The sequence below is a fragment of the Pseudomonas putida genome, from assembly GCF_001941965.1.
GTDB lineage: Bacteria > Pseudomonadota > Gammaproteobacteria > Pseudomonadales > Pseudomonadaceae > Aquipseudomonas > Aquipseudomonas putida_L.
This window is the reverse complement of the sequence record NZ_MKZO01000036.1, coordinates 260158-278990: the sequence shown is the minus strand read 5'-3', so window position 1 is coordinate 278990 and position 18833 is coordinate 260158. Positions and strand designations below refer to the sequence as shown.

Genomic DNA, 18833 nt, shown 5'->3' with positions numbered 1-18833 from the left:
GCCAGCTCCCACAGGAATCGGGTGCACCGCTGAACCTGTGGGAGCTGGCTTGCCAGCGATGAGGCCAGGACAGGCAATAAAAAACTCAGCGATTGCGGGTCAGCAACGCAGGCTTCTCACCCCGAGGACGGCTCGGCAGTTGCTCCAGCTGTTCCATGGACGGGAAACGATCGATCTTCGATTCCTTGTGCATGATTTTCGGCTGGTTCTGCTGTGGCTGGCCTTCACGCGGGCTGCGCACGGCCGGTTCCTGACGATCGTCACGGGCCGGACGGCGGTTGTTGCTGCCATCGCGACGCGCCTGGCCGCCACCGTTACGCGCACCACCACGCTTCTCGCCATTGGCACCGCCGCCATTGTTGTTGCGCGGCTGACCCGAACCACCGCCATTGCTGCGCGGCTGACCACCACGGGCCTGGCCACCACCGTTGCCGGCACCGGCCTGGGTGCCCGGACGACGATTGCGACCCTGGCCGCCCTTGTTCTGGTAAGGGCTGACGTAGTCGGCGCGGTTGCCGAAGTTGTCCACGTCGTCATCCAGGAACTCTTCCGGATCACGATTGGCCGGAGCAGCCGGTGCGCCCTGCTGGGCGTTCTGCTGCTGGCGCGGCTTGCGATCCCGTGGCTTGCGCTGTTCCTGGCGGCCGCCAGCGGACTTCTCGGCAGGCTTCTCACCCGCCGGCCTGGCGTCCTTGTTGCTGTCTTTCTCTTTGCCCTTGTCCTTGCCTTTGTCCTTGCGGCCGCCGGCATTGCTGCCGTCGGCGCGCTGGCCACGGCGCTGGTTGTTCTGCGGGCGTGGCTCGCGCACTTCCGGCTTCTCGGCCTCGACGGCGGAGATGTCGAAGCCCATCAGGTCGCCATCCGGGATCTTCTGGCGAGTGACGCGCTCGATGCTCTTGAGCAGTTTTTCTTCATCCGGCGCGACCAGCGAGATGGCCTCGCCGGAGCGGCCCGCACGACCGGTACGGCCGATACGATGGACGTAGTCTTCCTCGACGTTCGGCAGCTCGAAGTTGACCACGTGCGGCAGTTGGTCGATATCCAGGCCGCGGGCAGCGATATCGGTGGCGACCATGATCCGCACGGCGCCCGACTTGAAGTCGGCCAGGGCCTTGGTGCGGGCGTTCTGGCTCTTGTTGCCGTGGATCGCGGCGGCGGTCAGGCCGTGCTTTTCCAGGTACTCGGCCAGGCGGTTGGCGCCGTGCTTGGTGCGGGTGAAGACCAGCACCTGTTCCCAGGCGCCAGCGGTGATCAGGTGCGCCAGCAGGGCGCGCTTGTGGCTGGCCGGGAGGCGGAACACGCGCTGCTCGATACGCTCCACCGTGGTGTTCGGCGGGGTGACTTCGATGCGTTCGGGGTTGTGCAGCAGCTTGTCGGCGAGGTCGGTGATGTCTTTCGAGAAGGTCGCCGAGAACAGCAGGTTCTGGCGCTTGGCCGGGAGGCGGGCGAGGACCTTCTTCACATCGTGGATGAAGCCCATGTCGAGCATGCGGTCGGCTTCGTCCAGCACCAGGATCTCGACGTGGCTGAGGTCGACGCTGCCCTGGCCGGCCAGGTCCAGCAGGCGACCCGGGCAGGCGACGAGCACGTCGACACCACGGGACATGGCCTGGACCTGCGGGTTCATGCCGACGCCGCCGAAGATGCAGGCGCTGACGAATTTCAGGTCACGGGCGTAGATCTTGAAGCTGTCGTGGACCTGGGCAGCCAGTTCGCGGGTCGGGGTCAGGACCAGTACGCGCGGCTGGCGCGGGCCGTGACGCTGCGACTTGTCCGGGTGACCACCCGGGAACAGGCGCTCGAGGATCGGCAGGGCGAAACCGCCGGTCTTGCCAGTACCTGTCTGTGCCGCGACCATCAGGTCGCGTCCTTGCAACACGGCGGGAATCGCCCGCTGTTGCACCGGAGTCGGCTGGGTGTAGCCCGCAGCCTCGATAGCGCGGACTAGAGCCTCGGAGAGACCGAGGGAAGCAAAGGACATGAGAAATCCTGTTCTAGTAAGGGCTGTGCCCGATGGGATGATCGTGCCTGGCGCGAAGGGCATCGGGGGCGATGCTGTCGCGTCCGGTCCTGCTGGTCTGCCTGTGCATTCGAAGGTCGGGATGCGTTGTTCAGGGGCCAGCGTCCGGGCGTAAGCCTGGCGGAAAGGCCCGAGTATAACAGAGCAATCAGGGAGTGCTGCGTTCCTGCTGCTCAACGGCTTCTGTATTCGTCGTTATTACATGGCCATAGCGCGCCTGCAGCTCGGCGTAGGCCGGTTCCTGCTTGAAACGCCGCAGTTCGGCGGCGAAACGCTGGGCCAGAAGGTCCATGCCGGCGTTGCGGCGCACCGCCAGGTACTGTTTCTGCCGGCTGACCACCAGCGGCAGCTCGCTGATGCGGTCCTGCAGGCCCAGCTGGTCGAGCATGTAGCGGCCAACCCGGCGGTCGGTGATGAGCAGGTCGATGCGCCCGCGCAGCAGCTTGCCGAAGTTGGCTTCCTGAGTCGGCGCCGCCTCGCGGCGGAACAGCGGCGATTGCAGGAAGCCGGCGCCATAGTCGTAACCGGCGGAGGTGCCGACGGTCAGGTCCTTCAGGTCCTCCAGCGACTCAACGTCGTGGGGCCGGTCATTGGCCTGGAACAGCACGAACTCCACCACCGACAGCGGCTCGCTGGGGTAATACAGCTGGCTGCTGCGTGCTGCGTTCTGGAAAATGTCGATCACGCCGTCGGCCAGGCCCTGGTCGACCATCAGCATGCAGCGCTTCCACGGCATGAACTCCCAGCGCACGTCCACTCCCAGGCGCTTGAACACCTCGGCGGTGACTTCGTAATCGATGCCCTTGGCCTCGCCGTTTTCCTCATAGACATAGGGCGCCCAGGGGTCGCTGACGATGCGCAACTGTTCCGCACGGGCCAGCAGGCTCATGCAGCTCAACAGCAGGGCGGTCAGCAGGTAGGCGAATCTGGGCATTGGCGGACAGGCCGGAGGGGCAAAAAGAAGGCGATGGTGCCACAACGCATGGACACCATCGCCATCTGGATCAACGAGGCAGCTTGAGGTTGTTCCAGATCGCCAGGCTAGGTTCGGCCTGGTTCAGGGTGTAGAAGTGCAGGCCCGGTGCGCCGCCTTGCAGCAGTTGTTCGCACATGCGAGTGATGACCTCTTCGCCAAACGCCTGGATGCTCTTGGCGTCGTCGCCGTAGGCTTCCAGTTGCTTGCGGATCCAGCGCGGGATCTCGGCGCCACAGGCGTCGGAGAAGCGCGCCAGCTTGCTGTAGTTGGTGATCGGCATGATCCCCGGGACCACCGGGATCTTCACCCCCAGCTTCTGCACGCGTTCGACGAAGTAGAAGTAGCTTTCGGCGTTGAAGAAGTACTGGGTGATGGCGCTGTCGGCGCCGGCCTTGGCCTTGCGCACGAAGTTCGCCAGGTCGTCCTCGAAGTTGTGCGCCTGCGGATGCATCTCCGGGTAGGCGGCAATTTCGATATGGAACTGGTCGGCGGTTTCGGCGCGGATGAATTCCACAAGCTCGTTGGCGTAGCGCAGCTCGCCGCTGGCCATGCCCATGCCGGAGGGCAGGTCACCGCGCAGGGCGACGATGCGCTTGATGCCGGCGGCCTTGTACTGGGCCAGCAGGGCGCGCAGGTCTTCCTTGCTGTCGCCGACGCAGGACAGGTGCGGCGCAGCCGGGACCTTCACTTCGCTTTCCAGCTGCAGCACGGTGTTCAGGGTGCGGTCACGGGTCGAACCGCCGGCCCCGTAGGTGCAGGAGAAGAAATCCGGGTTGTAGCTGGCCAGCGTGCGAGCGGTGGCGAGCAGTTTTTCATGTCCAGCGTCGGTCTTGGTCGGGAAGAACTCGAAGCTGTAACGGCGTTCCTGAGTCATTTGACGTTCCTTTCAGCCGCAAGCCTCAAGCGGCAAGCGGCAAGAAAAAAGCAGGAGCGGCGCGAACCGCTTCTGCTTGAACCTTGCTACTGGCCGCTTGCAGCTGCTGTTAGTAGCGGTAGGCGTGAGGCTTGAACGGACCTTCGACGGTCACGCCGATGTACTCGGCCTGTTTCGGGGTCAGCTGGGTGATCACGCCGCCGAAGCCGCGAACCATTTCCAGGGCCACTTCTTCGTCGAGTTTCTTCGGCAGGACTTCGACGGTCAGGCGCTCGGCTTTCTTCTCGGCGCTCAGGTCGGCGAACTTCTGGGCGAACAGGAAGATCTGCGCCAGTACCTGGTTGGCGAAGGAGCCGTCCATGATCCGGCTCGGGTGACCGGTGGCGTTGCCCAGGTTCACCAGGCGGCCTTCGGCCAGCAGGATCAGGTAATCGTCGTTCTGCGGATCGAAGTCACCGGCACCGGTACGGTGGATCTTGTGGACCTGCGGCTTGACCTCTTCCCATGCCCAGTTCTTGCGCATGAAGGCGGTGTCGATTTCGTTGTCGAAGTGACCGATGTTGCAGACCACGGCGCGTTTTTTCAGCGCTTTGAGCATGTTCGCGTCACAGACGTTGACGTTGCCGGTGGTGGTCACGATCAGGTCGATCTTGCCCAGCAGGGCGGCGTCGATGCTGGCTTCGGTACCGTCGTTGATACCGTCCTTGAACGGCGAGACCACTTCGAAACCGTCCATGCAGGCCTGCATGGCGCAGATCGGGTCGACTTCGGTGACCTTGACGATCATGCCTTCCTGGCGCAGGGACTGGGCCGAGCCCTTGCCCACGTCACCGTAGCCGATCACCAGGGCCTGCTTGCCCGACAGCAGGTGGTCGGTGCCGCGCTTGATGGCGTCGTTCAGGCTGTGACGGCAGCCGTACTTGTTGTCGTTCTTGCTCTTGGTGACCGAGTCGTTGACGTTGATCGCCGGGATCTTCAGCTCGCCCTTGGCCAGCATGTCCAGCAGGCGGTGCACGCCGGTGGTGGTCTCTTCGGTGACGCCGTGGATCTTGTCCAGCATCGCCGGGTATTTCTTGTGCAGGATCTCGGTCAGGTCGCCGCCGTCGTCGAGGATCATGTTGGCGTCCCATGGCTGACCGTCCTTGAGGATGGTCTGCTCGATGCACCACTCGTACTCTTCCTCGGTTTCACCTTTCCAGGCGAACACAGGAATGCCGGCGGCGGCGATGGCGGCAGCGGCCTGGTCCTGGGTGGAGAAGATGTTGCAGGACGACCAGCGCACTTCGGCACCCAGGGCAACCAGGGTTTCGATCAGCACGGCGGTCTGGATGGTCATGTGGATGCAGCCGAGGATTTTCGCGCCCTTCAGAGGCTGCTCTTCCTGGTACTTACGGCGCAGGCCCATCAGCGCAGGCATTTCCGACTCGGCGATGATGGTTTCGCGACGGCCCCAGGCGGCCAGGGAGATGTCGGCGACCTTGTAGTCGTTAAAACCTGCAGGCGTGTTTACAGCGCTCATTGAGAGCCTCCATTCGTAGTGTGCGAATGGGCGCCGTTGTGCGTTGAGAGTCCGCAAGGCTGCCTGCGGACAACGCCCCGACCGAGCCTGACAGGATCGAACCTGCTGCAGCGCCCCTCGGTCGGGTGGCGGAAGCGACGGCCGCAGTGGACCCTCGCCGGGTAAAAACGCGGGGATTATAGCCGGGCTTTTGTGTCGGCCCAAGGACAAAAACGGCGTGCGCGACCGGTGACGGGGCAATGGGCCTACAAAGCTCATGGTCAAGGTGCTGGCAAATAGGGCTAGGATGTAAAGGCAGGGCCGCCAGGGCCCATTCTTGACACGCCAGGCCGTTCCAGGAGCACGCATGAATTTCCATACCCGCAAGTGGGTAAAACCCGAAGACCTCAACCCCAACGGCACCTTGTTCGGTGGCAGCCTGCTGCGCTGGATCGACGAGGAGGCGGCGATCTACGCGATCGTCCAGCTGGGCAACCAGCGTGTGGTGACCAAGTACATTTCCGAGATCAACTTCGTCAGTGCCTCGCGCCAGGGCGACATCATCGAGCTGGGCATCACTGCCACCGAGTTCGGGCGCACGTCCATCACCCTCAGCTGCGAAGTGCGCAACAAGATCACCCGCAAGGCAATCCTGACCGTGGACAAGATGGTCTTCGTCAACCTGGGTGAGGATGGTTTGCCGGCGGCTCATGGGCGGACCGAGATCAAGTACATCCAGGATCAGTTTCCGGACAGCGCCGTTGAGTGACTGACTTGAGGGCCTCATCGCTGGCAAGCCAGCTCCCACAGGGTTTTGCAGCGACTCGGACCCTGTGGGAGCTGGCTTGCCAGCGATAGCGGTCTATCAGGTTGCAGGCTGCTCACTGACACCCTTCACAACCCGACCCACCGTCAACCCCTGCACCAGGATCGACGACAGCACCACGATGTAGGTGATCGACAGCAACAGGTCGCGCTCTTCACCCACCGGCAGCGACAGCGCCAGGGCCACCGAAACACCCCCGCGCAAACCACCCCAGGTCAGTACCCGGATGGTGCCTTTCGGCACGCTGCGCCAGCGCCGCAACAGGACGATCGCCGGGGCCACGGTCAGCAGCCGCGACGCCAGCACCGCCACCGCCAGCACGCCACCCGCCGCCAGGTGCAACCAGTTGAACGGCAGCAGTAACAGCTCCAGGCCGATCAGAGCGAACAGCAGGGCGTTGAGCATGTCGTCGATCAGTTCCCAGAAACCGTCCATGTAGCGCCGGGTCATGTCGTTCATCGCCAGGTTGCGCCCCAGATTACCGATGATCAGGCCGGCCACCACCATGGCGATCGGTGCCGACACGTGTAGTTCGTAGCACATCGCCGAGCCACCGATGACCAGGGCCAGGGTCAGCATCACTTCCACCTGGTACTGCTCGATGCTCTTGATCATGCGGTAGGTGGCATAGCCGATCACCGCGCCGAAGACCACGCCGCCGACCGCCTCGCGAGCGAACAGGAGGGCGGTGTCGGACACGCTCGGGGTCTCGCCGAGCTGGATGATGCCGAGCAATACGGTGAACACCACCACCGCCGTGCCGTCGTTGAACAGCGACTCGCCAACGATGGTGGTCTTCAGCGGTTTCGAGGCATTGGCGGTACGCAGGGCGCCGAGCACCGCGATCGGGTCGGTCGGCGAGATGAGCGCGCCGAACAGCAGGCAGTAGATCAGGCTGACGTTCCAGCCGAACATGGCAAAGACCCAGTGGGCCAGGAAGCCGATCACCACGGTGGCGATCAGCACGCCAAGGGTGGCCAGCAGGCCGATCGGCCAGCGGTAGCTGCGCAGGTCGGTGAGGTTGACGTGCAGGGCGCCGGCGAACAGCAGGAACGACAGCATCCAGTGCATCAGCAGGTCATTGAAATCGATCTGGTTCATCAGGCCTTCGACCCGCTCTTCCAGGCCGGGGAAGCCGATCAGGCTCAAGCCCTGGAGCATCAGGGAGAACAGCAGGGCGGTGACCATCACGCCGATGGCCGGGGGCAGGCCGATGAAGCGGTAGTTCACGTAGGTGAGGAGGGTGGTGAGGCAGATAAACGCGGCAACTAATTCGAGCATCCTGATTCCTGTAACAGCTTCCAATGTCGGTGCCCGCTCACGACGGGCACAATGTTTGATGGCTTTTTGATTGCCTCAAGACACAGTTTTTTTCAATGCCGCGATCGACAGCGCGCTGGCTGTTTTGTTTCGGGTGGTTGAAACTCCGCCCTCTGGTGAGCGGACCCGGTCCGTGGAAGGCGAAGGAATCGAGACGTGGTAGCGACCTCCCTGGTGCTTGTCGCGGCACTGTTGCATGCAACCTGGAACACCCTGGTCAAGTTCAGCGGCGAGCGCCTGCTGATGATCGCCAGCATGGACAGCGTGGCGTTGCTGTTCGCTCTGGTCATGGTGGGGTTCGTGCAGCCTCCGCCTGCTGAAATCTGGCCCTGGTTGCTGGCGTCGGCGTTTTTCGAACTGGTCTATCGCTTCCTGCTGATCCAGGCCTACAAGGTCGGCGACCTCGGCCTGGTCTACCCGCTGATGCGCGGTTTGTCGCCGCTGGTGGTGCTGGCCCTGACCCTGGTGTTTGCCGGCGAGGACCTGAGCAGCCAGCAGATCATCGGCATTCTCCTGATCCCCTGCGGCATGGCCTGCCTGTTGTGGCGGGGTGGCGGTGGTGATCGCCTGCCCTGGAGCATGTTGCCGGTGGTGGCGCTGATCGGCCTGTGCATCGGTTGCTACACCTGGCTCGATGGCCAGGCAATCCGCCGCTGGGCCCAGCCACTGGATTACCTGGTGTGGCTGACCCTGGCCTGTTCCCTGCCGTTCCCGGTGATTGCCGGCGTCGCCCGCCGCGCGCCCTTCGTGGCGTTCTGGCGTACCCAGTGGAAGCTCGGGCTGACGGTCGGCGTGTGCGTTTTGCTCAGCTACGCTCTGGTGCTGTGGGCCATGCAACTGGGCTCGGTGGCGGAGGCAGCGGCGTTGCGCGAGGTCAGCGTGATCCTCGTGGTGCTGATGGGCATGCGCTACCTCAAAGAACCTTTCGGCGGCCCCAGGCTCTTAGCCTGTGCGCTGGTGCTGGTCGGCATGCTGGTGATGAAGCTCTGACCCTAATTTTTTTCGACCCTGACAAGGACCTGAACCCATGACCGTCGCTTTCTGGTGCGTGCTGATCGCCCTGATCCTGCCTTACGTCTGCGTGAGCATTGCCAAGTTCACCACTGGCTTCAATCTGCGCGACAACCATGATCCGCGTACCTATCTGGCCGGGCTGGAGGGTTTGCCGAAGCGCGCCAATGCGGCGCAGATGAACAGTTTCGAGATTCTCCCGGCGTTTATCGCGGCGGTGCTGATCGCGGATATCGTCGGCAATGCCGAGCAGGTGACCCAGGATGTGCTGGCGGTGTTGTTCATCACCAGCCGGTTGCTGTTCATCATCTGCTACCTGGCGGACTGGGCGGCGCTGAGGTCGTTGGTGTGGTTCGTGGGGATCGGGCTGATTGCGGGGTTCTTTATCGCTTCTGTGTGATCTTTAGGGCCCTATCGCTGGCAAGCCAGCTCCCACAGGCACTGCGAACCCTGTGGGAGCTGGCTTGCCAGCGATAGGGCCCTAAAGAGCAACCTATTACTTGGCTTCAGTCTGAGGAACCGCAGGCAACGCCGCCCCCTTCGGCCACAACAACCAGATCTGCCCCGCCTGCTTCATATCCCCGGCCAGCTTGCCCGCCGCTTCACCCGTTCCCCAGAACAGGTCCGCGCGCACCTCGCCGGTAATCGCCCCGCCAGTATCCTGCGCCGCCACCGGCCGCACCACCGGGCTGCCATCGGGACGGGTGGTGGACAGCCACAGCAGGCTGCCCAGCGGAATCACCTTGCGGTCGATCGCCACGCTGTAGCCCGCCGTCAGCGGCACGTTCAGCGACCCACGCGGCCCTTCGTTGCTGTCCGGCCGCGCGCCGAAGAACACATAGCTCGGGTTGCTCGCCAGCAGTTCCGGCACCCGCGCCGGATTGGCCATGGCCCAGGCATGGATGGCGCCCATGGTCACGTCTTCCTTCTTCAACTGACCCTGCTCCACCAGCCAGCGCCCGATCGGACGATAGGGATGTCCGTTCTGGTCGGCATAACCCAGGCGCAGTTGCCGGCCATCCTCCAGTTGCACCCGGCCCGAGCCCTGGATCTGCAGGAACTGCAGGTCCATCGGGTCGGTCAGCCAGGCCACTACCGGTGCTTTTACGCCCTGGCGCTGGATCACTTCGGCGGTGTCGTAGGGCTTGAGCACCCGGCCTTCGAGACGACCGCGCAGGCGCTTGCCCTTGAGTTCCGGGTAGATGCTGTCGAGGTTGACCACGATCAGGTCGTCAGGAATGCCATAGACCGGCACATGCGCCTGGTCGGTGCGGGTGACGCTGCCCGGGTAGACCGGCTCGTAGTAGCCGGTGATCAGACCAGTGGCGTTGTTGTCGGCGTTGCGCAGGCTGTAGACCTCCAGCCGGGCGCCGAGGAATTCGCCGATCTGCCGGGCATCCGCCGGCACGTTGGCGGCGGCGGCGCAGGTCTCGGCCCAGACCGGATCGCGCTTGAGCCGCTCGCAGGCGCTGCGCCAGGATTCGAAGCCGGCCACCAGGTCACTGTCGCTGACGGTCGGCAGGTCTTTCCAGGTGGCGTGGGTGTAGGTGGCGATCGGGTGCGGCCTGGACTGTTCCGGGGCGCTGCCGTTGCAACCGGCGAGCAGGGCGCAAAGGGAAAGGGTCCAGCCGAGGCGGCGCAGGGGCAGTTTCATGCAGTATTTCCTTGGTGTTGGTCGCGGTGCTGACGGCGGGCGAACAACCTTGGTTTTCTTGAGGGTATTGGTCTTTGCCGGTCAGGCGAGGATACTGGCCGCCTTTTTTCCCGTGAGCCGAATGACCATGTTGCTCAAACGTTGTTCCGTCGTACTGCTGGCCTGCCTGACCCTGACCGCCTGTGGCGGTGTCGATCCGAACTCGCCGCTGGGCCAGCGCAAGGCCATTTTCAAACAGATGCTCAAGACCAGCGAGGACATGGGCGGCATGCTGCGTGGCCGCCTGGCATTCGACGGACAGAAATTCGCGGAAGGGGCGGTCAAGCTCGATGCGTTGTCCCACGAGCCGTGGAAACATTTCCCACAGGTCAAGGAGACGGATGATACCAGCGCGCGGGCGGATGTCTGGGAGAAACAGGCGCGATTCCAGGAGCTGGCGCGACAGTTGGAAGGGGCGACGGGGGAATTGGTCGAGGCGAGCAGGGCCCAGCCTTTGCAGGCTGCGGCGGTGCAAGCGCCGATGGACAAGGTGGAGGCGGCTTGCAAAGCCTGTCATACCGAGTTCAGGAACCATTGATTCCTTTTGTTTCTGAGGGCCTCATCGCTGGCAAGCCAGCTCCCACAGGTCCGGCGGTGCACGCGGTCACTGTGGGAGCTGGCTTGCCAGCGATAGGGCCCTGAAGACCAGCCTATTTCTCCAATTCTTCAACAGCCGCCTGAAGCTCCCTGTTCGCCTCGGCCAGCTTGTCCTTGCGCTTGTTGATCTTCTCGGCGTCGCCTTTCTTCATGGCCTTGTCCAGGTCCTTCTTGCGCTGCGCCACTTCATGGCGGGCATCCAGCACCTTCTGTTCCCGCTCCTTGCGCAGCCCGGCGTCGGTGCAGTGGGCCTGCACTTCGCTCAGGGCCCGCTCCAGGCCAGCCTGCTGTTCAGCATTGCCATGCAGGCGGGCCTGCTCGATCTGGGCAGTGATGCTCTGCTGCTTGGCGGCGCAGCCGGTCAGGCCCGGTTGGTCCTCGATGGCCATGACAGGTGCGGCCATTACGGCGCAGAGGGCGAACAGGGCCAATGGGGAAATCGATTTCATGAAAAGCTCCGTTATCGGGCATGCAGAACCCGTGATGCTGCCCTGATCCTGTGGATTTAGAAACCCTGGATTGCTTCCTCACCCAGATTGGCGGCAAGGCTTCTGACCTGCGGATGCTGGAAAAACGCCACCAACTGCTGCGCCCGCAGCGGTCCGATACCCGCCTCCTGCTGCCATTGCGACGCGTCCCGCACTGCCAGTTCGGCCCATGAAGCGCCCAGGTCCAGTCCGCGGGGGGCGGGTACACCGAGTGCCCGCACCCAGTACTGGAAGGGCTTTTCCCTGCCTTGCTGGAAGGCCTGGTGCAACTGCCCGCTGCGACGCCCGGCGATGCCGTCGACCCCCAGCAGGTCCTCCGGCTGCAGGATGATCCAGTCCACCAGGCTGTTCAGTTGCCCGTCCTCCACCAGTTTGCGCCAGGTTCCGGGGCCGACGCCGCGCAGGTTCAGGCCGCCCTTGCCCGCCAGCCACTCCAGGCGCTCGACGAATTGCCCTTCGCAACCGGCTGTCGGCTGCCAGCAGCTCAACGGGTGATAGCTGTCCGCCTGAGGCGGCTGTACCACGTTTTGCCGTGGCCCGCGTTGCGCCACGCGATCGAGACGGGGAATGGTCAGCCCGGCCAGGCTCAGGACAACCTGGTCGCCGGGCTGGACGTCCAGCGCCTGCCAGCGCTGCAACGAGCCGGCGCTGACCTGGCGGACCAGGCGATCATCGAGGCGCACCGGGTCGAGCTGGACTACCGGGGTGATGCGCCCGGTCCGCCCGACACGGAACTCCACCTCGCGCACCTCCGCCAGGGCCTGGGCAAAGGGGTATTTCCAGGCCGCGCTCCAATGCGATGAACCGACCTGCCAGCGCGCCGCTGGTGGCTGCCGGCTCTGTTGCAGGACCACGCCGTCGCTGGCGAAAGGCAGCGGCGAGCGGTACCAGTGCTGGCGCCAGTGAGCGACCTGGGCAAGGTCGGCGACCGGCTGGCTGAACCTTTCGGTATTGGCCAGGCCGAGGGCGGTGAGCAAGGCAAAGCGCTGGCGGGGATCCTTCGGGCCATCCGGCCAGGCCCAGATGAACAGGTCCAGGCCGTCGGCCTCCGCCGCGTCGATCGCCTGGCGCGCCATCAGTCCGGCCACCCGGCTGCGCAGCTTGAGGCTGCCGGCCTGGGCCTGGACATGGCCGTCCTGGCGCCAGAACAGCTCCCCTTGCAGGGTCAGGTGGCGCGGGCTGGCGAGTTCGCGCAGGCCGGCAGGCAAGGCCGGGATATGCCGGCTCCAGTCATGCCCGTGAAGGCCGTCGCCGCGGCTGGTCAGCTGGATCAGCCTGCCGCTGCGGTACACCAGGGTCACGGCCACGCCATCGACCTTGGGCTGGACCCACAGGTCCGTGCGCCCTTGCAGCCAGGCGGCAACGGCCTGTTCGTCGGCGAGCTTGTCGAGCCCGGTGTGTGGCACCGGATGACGGACCGGTCCGGCCGCTGCAGCCAGTGGGTTGGCCGGGGCAAGGCTGGTTTGCGGAAAACACTCGTGCAGTTGGCGCAGGCGAGCCGCGTACTGGTCGTACAGTTCGTCGCTGATCGGTGATTGGCCAGTGCCGTGGTACTGGCGGTCCCACTCGGCAACGCGTGCTTGCAGTTCAGCAATGCGCAGGGTGGCAGTGGCTTCGGACCAGTCGGGGCAGTCGCTGGCGAAGACGAAGGGGGTGAAGCAGCACAACAGCAGGGCAGTGAGTCGTGACATCTGGAGCGTCCTTGCTCTTCGGAAAGGTCGCCACAGCCTAGGAAGGCCCCCCCCGAACTGGCTCGCCCAGCTTTGTCAGGCGGTGTTTCGCAGCCACGAAAAAGCCCCGGCCAGAGCACTGGCCGGGGCTTTCCTGAAGCCTTTACCGGGTATTACAGGCCAGCAGCGGCGCGCAGGGCGTCAACGCGGTCGGTACGTTCCCAGGTGAAGGTGGTGAAGGTGTCGTCGCCGACGGTCTTCTGCTGCGGGGTACGGCCGAAGTGACCGTAGGCCGCGGTTTCCTGGTACATCGGATGCAGCAAGTCGAGCATGGTGGTGATCGCGTACGGACGCAGGTCGAAGCACTCGCGCACCAGCTGGACGATCTTCTCGTCGGAGATCTTGCCGGTGCCGAAGGTGTTCAGCGAGATCGAGGTCGGCTGGGCCACGCCGATGGCGTAGGAGACCTGGATTTCGCAACGCTCGGCCAGGCCGGCGGCGACGATGTTCTTGGCCACGTAGCGACCGGCGTAGGCGGCCGAACGGTCAACCTTGGACGGGTCCTTGCCGGAGAACGCGCCGCCACCGTGACGGGCCATGCCGCCGTAGCTGTCGACGATGATCTTGCGACCGGTCAGGCCGCAGTCGCCCACCGGGCCGCCGATGATGAACTGGCCGGTCGGGTTGATGTGGAACTGGGTGCCCTTGTGCAGCAGTTCGGCCGGCAGGGTGTGCTTGACGATCAGCTCCATCACCGCTTCCTGCAGGTCTTTTTGCGAGACCTCAGGGTTGTGCTGGGTCGACAGCACGACCGCGTCGATACCCACGACCTTGCCGCCTTCGTAGCGGCAGGTGACCTGGGACTTGGCGTCCGGGCGCAGCCACGGCAGCAGGCCGGACTTGCGCGCTTCGGCCTGGCGTTCGACCAGGCGGTGGGAGAAGCAGATCGGTGCTGGCATCAGCACGTCGGTCTCGTTGCTGGCGTAGCCGAACATCAGGCCCTGGTCGCCGGCGCCCTGGTCTTCAGGCTTGCTGCGGTCAACGCCCTGGGCGATGTCCACGGACTGCTTGCCGATGATGTTCATCACCGCGCAGGTGGCGCCGTCGAAACCGACGTCGGAGCTGTTGTAGCCGATGTCGGTGATGACGTTGCGGACGATGTCTTCCAGGTCGACCCAGGCCGAGGTGGTGACTTCGCCGGCGATGATGGCGACACCGGTCTTGACCAGGGTTTCGCAGGCCACGCGGGCGTATTTGTCTTGCGCGATGATGGCGTCCAGCACCGCGTCCGAAATCTGGTCGGCGATTTTGTCCGGATGCCCTTCAGATACGGACTCGGAGGTGAAAAGGGAGTATTCGCTCATCTCGACGGGTTCCTGAATTTACTGATGGTGAGTGTTGCCAGTCGGTCGCTGGAAATGGCGAACCTGGAGCTGGAAACCATTACGTAGGCCCACATAGAGGCTGTCTCCGGGAGCCAGTCCCGCAGCGCACGCCCAACGAAGCAGGTCGTCCTGTTCAAAGCCCAGCCAGAGGTCGCCGCAGGCTTCGCGGGCCCACCCCTGGTCGTGGCTGCATAACTCGGTAAGCAACAGGCTGCCGCCTGGTTTGACGCGTTCGGCCAGTTGCCCGAGGGCGGCGGCCGGGTCGCTGAAGTGGTGCAGGACCATGTTCAGCACGACGCAATCGGCCTGGCCTTCGGTGCTCTGGCCTTCGGTGCTACCGAGTGCATCGGCCAATTGCAGGTTTACGTTAGCCAGGCGTTCGCGCTGGCAGACCTGGCGCGCCAGCTCGAGCATGGTCGGGCTGTTGTCCAGCGCGGTGACCCGGGCGAAGCGGCGGGCCAGTTCCGGCAGGAATTCGCCGTCGCCAGGACCGACTTCAAGGGCCGTGGCGCCGGGCTCGAAGCTCAGCTTGTCGAGCAGGGCCAGCAGGCTTTCGCGGTACTGGGCGAGGCCGGCGATCAGGTCTTGCTGGGCGCGGAACTTCTCTTCCACACGCAGGAAGAAGTCCTGGCGGGTGGCCGCGCGGCGCTGCTGGACCTGGCCAATGCGTGCCTGCATCTCGCCCGGCAGCGGCAAGCCATCGACCTCTTCGAGCAGCGCGGCGTGCAGCTTGCCGCCGAGGCTGAGGCCGTCGGGCAGGGCGCGGCGGTAGAAGATCGCGTTGCCTTCGCGACGGGTCGCCACCAGCTCGGCCTGGGCCAGCACCTTGAGGTGATGGCTCATGCCGGACTGGCCGATGGCGAAGATCTGCGCCAGCTCCAGCACGCCGAAGGAGTCGTTGGCCAGGGCGCGCAACACGTTCAGGCGCAGGGCATCGCCGCCGGCCTTGCACAGGGCGGCCAGACGTTCGCTTTGCTGCTGATCGGGAACGGTTGCGGGGCTATTCATAGGGGCGGCAGTCTAGTCAGGCCAAACCGCACCCGCAAGACCAATATCAAAAAGTTTTGATATTGCGCGATGGGCGGAGGGAAAAGCGCCGACGGCGCAGGCATTTTCGGCTGTTTCGTCGGTCAAACCCCGGAATCGCCCGGCAATCGCAGGAAAATCGTTCCAGTTCGACCATCCGTGATTGCCCCCGGGCCATGGCTGGGCGAAAATAGCCGCCTTTTTTTCCGTCAGTTCCTTTTCCAGTTTCCAGGAGACAAGCGATGCCGAGCCGTCGTGAGCGTGCCAACGCCATTCGTGCACTGAGCATGGATGCCGTGCAAAAAGCCAACAGCGGCCATCCCGGTGCCCCAATGGGCATGGCGGATATCGCCGAAGTGCTGTGGGGTGATTTCCTCAAGCACAACCCGGCCAACCCGAGCTTCGCCGACCGTGACCGTTTCGTCCTGTCCAACGGTCACGGCTCGATGCTGATCTACTCGCTGCTGCACCTGACCGGCTACGACCTGTCGATCGACGACCTCAAGGCCTTCCGCCAGCTGCACAGCCGTACCCCGGGCCACCCGGAATTCGGCTACACCCCGGGCGTCGAGACCACCACCGGCCCGCTGGGCCAGGGCCTGGCCAACGCCGTCGGCTTCGCCATCGCGGAAAAAGTCCTGGGCGCCCAGTTCAACCGTGGAGGCCACAAGGTCGTCGACCACAACACCTACGTGTTCCTCGGCGACGGCTGCATGATGGAAGGCATTTCCCATGAAGTCGCTTCCCTGGCCGGTACCCTGGGCCTGGGCAAGCTGATCGCCTTCTACGACGACAACGGCATCTCCATCGACGGTGAAGTCGAAGGCTGGTTCACCGACGACACGCCGAAGCGTTTCGAAGCCTACAACTGGCAGGTGATCCGCAACGTCAACGGCCACGATGCCGACGAGATCAAGACCGCCATCGAGACCGCCCGCAAGAGCGAGCAGCCGACCCTGATCTGCTGCAAGACCATCATCGGTTTCGGTTCGCCGAACAAGCAGGGCAAGGAAGACTGCCACGGCGCTCCGCTGGGCAACGACGAAATCGCCCTGGCGCGCAAGGAACTGAACTGGAACCACGGTCCGTTCGAAATCCCTGCCGACATCTATGCCGAGTGGAACGCCCGCGAAGCTGGCGCCAAGGCCGAAGCCGAGTGGAACCAGCGTTTCGACGCCTACGCCGCTGCCTTCCCTGAACTGGCCGGCGAGCTCAAGCGCCGCCTGAACGGCGAGCTGCCAGCCGACTTCGCCGACAAGGCCGCTGCCTATATCGCCGAAGTCGCGGCCAAGGGCGAGACCATCGCCAGCCGTAAAGCCAGCCAGAACACCCTGAACGCCTTCGGCCCGCTGCTGCCTGAACTGCTGGGCGGCTCCGCCGACCTGGCCGGTTCCAACCTGACCCTGTGGAAAGGCTGCAAGGGCGTCAGCGCCGAAGACGCCAACGGCAACTACATGTTCTACGGCGTGCGCGAGTTCGGCATGACCGCGATCATGAACGGCGTCGCCCTGCACGGCGGCCTGGTGCCTTACGGCGCGACCTTCCTGATGTTCATGGAATACGCCCGCAACGCCGTGCGCATGTCGGCACTGATGAAGCAGCGCGTGATCCACGTCTACACCCACGACTCCATCGGTCTGGGCGAAGACGGTCCGACCCACCAGCCGATCGAACAGCTGACCAGCCTGCGCAGCACGCCGAACCTGGACACCTGGCGTCCAGCCGACGCCGTCGAATCGGCGGTGTCCTGGAAACACGCCCTGGAGCGCAAGAACGGCCCTTCGGCGCTGATCTTCTCGCGCCAGAACCTGCAGCACCAGGACCGCGACGCCCAGCAGATCGCCGATATCGCCCGTGGTGGCTATGTCCTCAAGGACTGCGCCGGCGAGCCTGAGCTGATCCTGATCGCCACCGGTTCCGAAGTGGGCCTGGCCGTGCAGGCGTTCGACAAGCTGAGCGAGCAGGGCCGCAAGGTTCGCGTCGTCTCGATGCCGAGCACCAGCGTGTTCGACGCCCAGGACGCTGCCTACAAGCAGTCGGTCCTGCCGCTGCAGGTGGGTGCACGTATCGCCATCGAAGCCGCCCATGCCGACTTCTGGTACAAGTACGTTGGCCTGGAAGGTCGTGTGATCGGCATGACCACCTACGGTGAATCGGCTCCGGCCGCTGCACTGTTCGAAGAGTTCGGCTTCACCCTGGAGAACATCCTGGGCACCGCCGAAGAGCTGCTGGAAGACTGATACAAGGATCCGTGGCGCCACGCCCCGGTTCGCGCCAAGCCCGACCCCGCCGTCACGCGGGGCCGGGCTTGCCCGCGACTGGGGCGGGGCAAATCCCGCGGGTTGCACCCATGATCTGTCCGTGAGTCCCCAATGCCCCAACCGCGTCCCTACAGAGTTGCACTCAATGGTTATGGCCGTATCGGCCGTTGCGTCTTGCGCGCACTCGTCGAGCGGGGGGCGAAGGCGGGCTTCGAGATCGTTGCGCTGAACGATCTGGCCGACCAGGCCAGCCTCGAATACCTGACACGTTTCGACTCCACCCACGGGCGTTTCCCCGGTGAGGTGAAGGTCGATGGCGACTGTCTGCATATCAATGGCGACTGCGTGAAAGTCTTGCGCAGTGCCACCCCCGAGGGCATCGACTGGGCGGCGCTGGATGTCGATCTGGTCCTGGAATGCTCCGGGGCCTACAACACCCGCGCCGATGGCCAGCGTTTCCTCGACGCCGGCGCGCCGCGGGTACTGTTCTCGCAACCGATGGCCAGCGAAGCCGATGTCGATGCCACCGTGGTCTACGGCATCAACCAGGAGTGCCTGGACGGCAGCGAGACCCTGGTCTCCAACGCCTCCTGCACCACCAACTGCGGCGTGCCGCTGCTGCGCGTGCTGGATCGGGCGTTCGGCATCGACTACGTGTCGATCACCACCATCCACTCGGCGATGAACGACCAGCCGGTGATCGACGCCTACCACCACGAAGACCTGCGCCGCACGCGTTCGGCCTTCCAGTCGGTGATCCCGGTGTCCACCGGGCTTGCCCGCGGCATCGAGCGCCTGCTTCCGGAACTTGTCGGGCGAATCCAGGCCAAAGCCGTGCGAGTGCCGACAGTGAACGTGTCGTGCCTGGACATCACCCTGCAGACCACCCGCGACACCACGGCCGCCGAGGTCAACCAGGTGCTGCGCGAGGCCGCCCTGAGCGGGCCGCTGCAGGGGCTGCTGGCCTATACCGAGCTGCCGCACGCCAGTTGCGATTTCAACCATGACCCGCATTCGGCCATCGTCGATGCCAGTCAGACCCGTGTTTCCGGCCCCCGTCTGGTGAACCTGCTGGCCTGGTTCGACAACGAATGGGGGTTCGCCAACCGTATGCTCGACGTAGCCGATCATTTTCTGCGCGTCGTCGACAACCGCCAACGCACCACCAGCAAACAGCCCTGAAGGACT

General features: G+C 64.4%; 16 protein-coding genes and 1 riboswitch. Of the genes, 6 read left to right on the top strand and 10 right to left on the bottom strand.

All coding sequences use genetic code 11. The features are described from left to right. Nucleotides 1–85: 85 nt before the first annotated feature. From PSEMO_RS20775 to ahcY, 4 genes are all read right to left on the bottom strand, one after another. Complete coding sequence (locus PSEMO_RS20775) at nt 86–1981, bottom strand: DEAD/DEAH box helicase (protein ID WP_178392030.1); 1896 nt, start codon at nt 1979–1981, stop codon at nt 86–88. Between the two features lie 187 nt (nt 1982–2168). Beyond that, entirely contained in the window at nt 2169–2954 is a 786-nt protein-coding gene (locus PSEMO_RS20770) for a substrate-binding periplasmic protein (protein WP_075804847.1), read from the bottom strand. Between the two features lie 70 nt (nt 2955–3024). Then, a complete protein-coding gene (metF, locus tag PSEMO_RS20765) occupies nt 3025–3870 on the bottom strand; it encodes a methylenetetrahydrofolate reductase [NAD(P)H] (protein WP_075804846.1) in 846 nt (281 codons plus the stop codon). A 109-nt stretch (nt 3871–3979) separates the two neighbouring features. Then, a complete protein-coding gene (ahcY, locus tag PSEMO_RS20760; RefSeq protein ID WP_075804845.1) occupies nt 3980–5389 on the bottom strand; it encodes an adenosylhomocysteinase in 1410 nt (469 codons plus the stop codon). 21 nt (nt 5390–5410) lie between these two features. Next, nucleotides 5411–5514: riboswitch (S-adenosyl-L-homocysteine riboswitch) on the bottom strand. Between the two features lie 221 nt (nt 5515–5735). On the opposite strand from ahcY, the gene PSEMO_RS20755 reads away from it, so the two are divergent. After that, entirely contained in the window at nt 5736–6137 is a 402-nt protein-coding gene (locus PSEMO_RS20755) for an acyl-CoA thioesterase (RefSeq protein WP_075804844.1), read from the top strand. A gap of 96 nt (nt 6138–6233) precedes the next feature. On the opposite strand, the gene PSEMO_RS20750 is transcribed toward PSEMO_RS20755, so the two are convergent. Beyond that, nucleotides 6234–7475 carry a cation:proton antiporter gene (locus PSEMO_RS20750; RefSeq protein ID WP_075804843.1) on the bottom strand — a complete coding sequence of 414 codons (1242 nt, stop codon included), beginning with the start codon at nt 7473–7475 and terminating at the stop codon, nt 6234–6236. Nucleotides 7476–7670: 195 nt separating this feature from the next. Between PSEMO_RS20750 and PSEMO_RS20745 the strand changes: the two genes are divergently transcribed. Both PSEMO_RS20745 and PSEMO_RS20740 read left to right on the top strand, forming a co-directional pair. Next, nucleotides 7671–8504, top strand: coding sequence for an EamA family transporter (locus PSEMO_RS20745; protein WP_075804842.1), 834 nt, complete (start codon nt 7671–7673; stop codon nt 8502–8504). Nucleotides 8505–8541: 37 nt separating this feature from the next. Further along, nucleotides 8542–8925 carry an MAPEG family protein gene (locus tag PSEMO_RS20740; RefSeq protein WP_075804841.1) on the top strand — a complete coding sequence of 128 codons (384 nt, stop codon included), beginning with the start codon at nt 8542–8544 and terminating at the stop codon, nt 8923–8925. 96 nt (nt 8926–9021) lie between these two features. On the opposite strand, the gene mltA is transcribed toward PSEMO_RS20740, so the two are convergent. Beyond that, nucleotides 9022–10179 (bottom strand): murein transglycosylase A, encoded by a 1158-nt coding sequence (gene mltA / locus PSEMO_RS20735; RefSeq protein ID WP_075804840.1) that lies wholly within the window; start codon nt 10177–10179, stop codon nt 9022–9024. Between the two features lie 127 nt (nt 10180–10306). Between mltA and PSEMO_RS20730 the strand changes: the two genes are divergently transcribed. Beyond that, nucleotides 10307–10756 (top strand): c-type cytochrome, encoded by a 450-nt coding sequence (locus PSEMO_RS20730; RefSeq protein ID WP_075804986.1) that lies wholly within the window; start codon nt 10307–10309, stop codon nt 10754–10756. Between the two features lie 112 nt (nt 10757–10868). Here PSEMO_RS20730 and PSEMO_RS20725 read toward each other — a convergent pair whose 3' ends face one another. The 4 genes from PSEMO_RS20725 to PSEMO_RS20710 all read right to left on the bottom strand — a co-directional run bounded on the left by PSEMO_RS20725 (nt 10869) and on the right by PSEMO_RS20710 (nt 15366). Further along, nucleotides 10869–11264 (bottom strand): DUF1090 domain-containing protein, encoded by a 396-nt coding sequence (locus tag PSEMO_RS20725; RefSeq protein WP_075804839.1) that lies wholly within the window; start codon nt 11262–11264, stop codon nt 10869–10871. A 56-nt stretch (nt 11265–11320) separates the two neighbouring features. Beyond that, complete coding sequence (gene ligB, locus PSEMO_RS20720) at nt 11321–12994, bottom strand: NAD-dependent DNA ligase LigB (RefSeq protein ID WP_075804838.1); 1674 nt, start codon at nt 12992–12994, stop codon at nt 11321–11323. 152 nt (nt 12995–13146) lie between these two features. Next, entirely contained in the window at nt 13147–14337 is a 1191-nt protein-coding gene (gene metK, locus PSEMO_RS20715) for a methionine adenosyltransferase (protein ID WP_009399333.1), read from the bottom strand. A gap of 18 nt (nt 14338–14355) precedes the next feature. Beyond that, entirely contained in the window at nt 14356–15366 is a 1011-nt protein-coding gene (locus PSEMO_RS20710) for an ArsR/SmtB family transcription factor (protein ID WP_075804837.1), read from the bottom strand. Nucleotides 15367–15626: 260 nt separating this feature from the next. On the opposite strand from PSEMO_RS20710, the gene tkt reads away from it, so the two are divergent. Continuing rightward, on the top strand, nt 15627–17624 hold the full coding sequence (gene tkt, locus PSEMO_RS20705; protein ID WP_075804836.1) for a transketolase: 1998 nt from the start codon (nt 15627–15629) through the stop codon (nt 17622–17624). Nucleotides 17625–17756: 132 nt separating this feature from the next. Further along, entirely contained in the window at nt 17757–18827 is a 1071-nt protein-coding gene (epd, locus tag PSEMO_RS20700; RefSeq protein WP_075804835.1) for an erythrose-4-phosphate dehydrogenase, read from the top strand. The last annotated feature ends 6 nt before the right edge of the window (nt 18828–18833 follow it).

Bases quoted from the DNA above. Each gene is read 5' to 3' on its own strand.
- PSEMO_RS20775 (WP_178392030.1), bottom strand. From the start codon at position 1,981: ATGTCCTTTGCTTCCCTCGGTCTCTCCGAGGCTCTAGTCCGCGCTATC.
- PSEMO_RS20770 (WP_075804847.1), bottom strand. From the start codon at position 2,954: ATGCCCAGATTCGCCTACCTGCTGACCGCCCTGCTGTTGAGCTGCATG.
- metF (WP_075804846.1), bottom strand. From the start codon at position 3,870: ATGACTCAGGAACGCCGTTACAGCTTCGAGTTCTTCCCGACCAAGACC.
- ahcY (WP_075804845.1), bottom strand. From the start codon at position 5,389: ATGAGCGCTGTAAACACGCCTGCAGGTTTTAACGACTACAAGGTCGCC.
- PSEMO_RS20755 (WP_075804844.1), top strand. From the start codon at position 5,736: ATGAATTTCCATACCCGCAAGTGGGTAAAACCCGAAGACCTCAACCCC.
- PSEMO_RS20750 (WP_075804843.1), bottom strand. From the start codon at position 7,475: ATGCTCGAATTAGTTGCCGCGTTTATCTGCCTCACCACCCTCCTCACC.
- PSEMO_RS20740 (WP_075804841.1), top strand. From the start codon at position 8,542: ATGACCGTCGCTTTCTGGTGCGTGCTGATCGCCCTGATCCTGCCTTAC.
- mltA (WP_075804840.1), bottom strand. From the start codon at position 10,179: ATGAAACTGCCCCTGCGCCGCCTCGGCTGGACCCTTTCCCTTTGCGCC.
- PSEMO_RS20730 (WP_075804986.1), top strand. From the start codon at position 10,307: ATGTTGCTCAAACGTTGTTCCGTCGTACTGCTGGCCTGCCTGACCCTG.
- PSEMO_RS20725 (WP_075804839.1), bottom strand. From the start codon at position 11,264: ATGAAATCGATTTCCCCATTGGCCCTGTTCGCCCTCTGCGCCGTAATG.
- ligB (WP_075804838.1), bottom strand. From the start codon at position 12,994: ATGTCACGACTCACTGCCCTGCTGTTGTGCTGCTTCACCCCCTTCGTC.
- metK (WP_009399333.1), bottom strand. From the start codon at position 14,337: ATGAGCGAATACTCCCTTTTCACCTCCGAGTCCGTATCTGAAGGGCAT.
- PSEMO_RS20710 (WP_075804837.1), bottom strand. From the start codon at position 15,366: ATGAATAGCCCCGCAACCGTTCCCGATCAGCAGCAAAGCGAACGTCTG.
- tkt (WP_075804836.1), top strand. From the start codon at position 15,627: ATGCCGAGCCGTCGTGAGCGTGCCAACGCCATTCGTGCACTGAGCATG.
- epd (WP_075804835.1), top strand. From the start codon at position 17,757: ATGCCCCAACCGCGTCCCTACAGAGTTGCACTCAATGGTTATGGCCGT.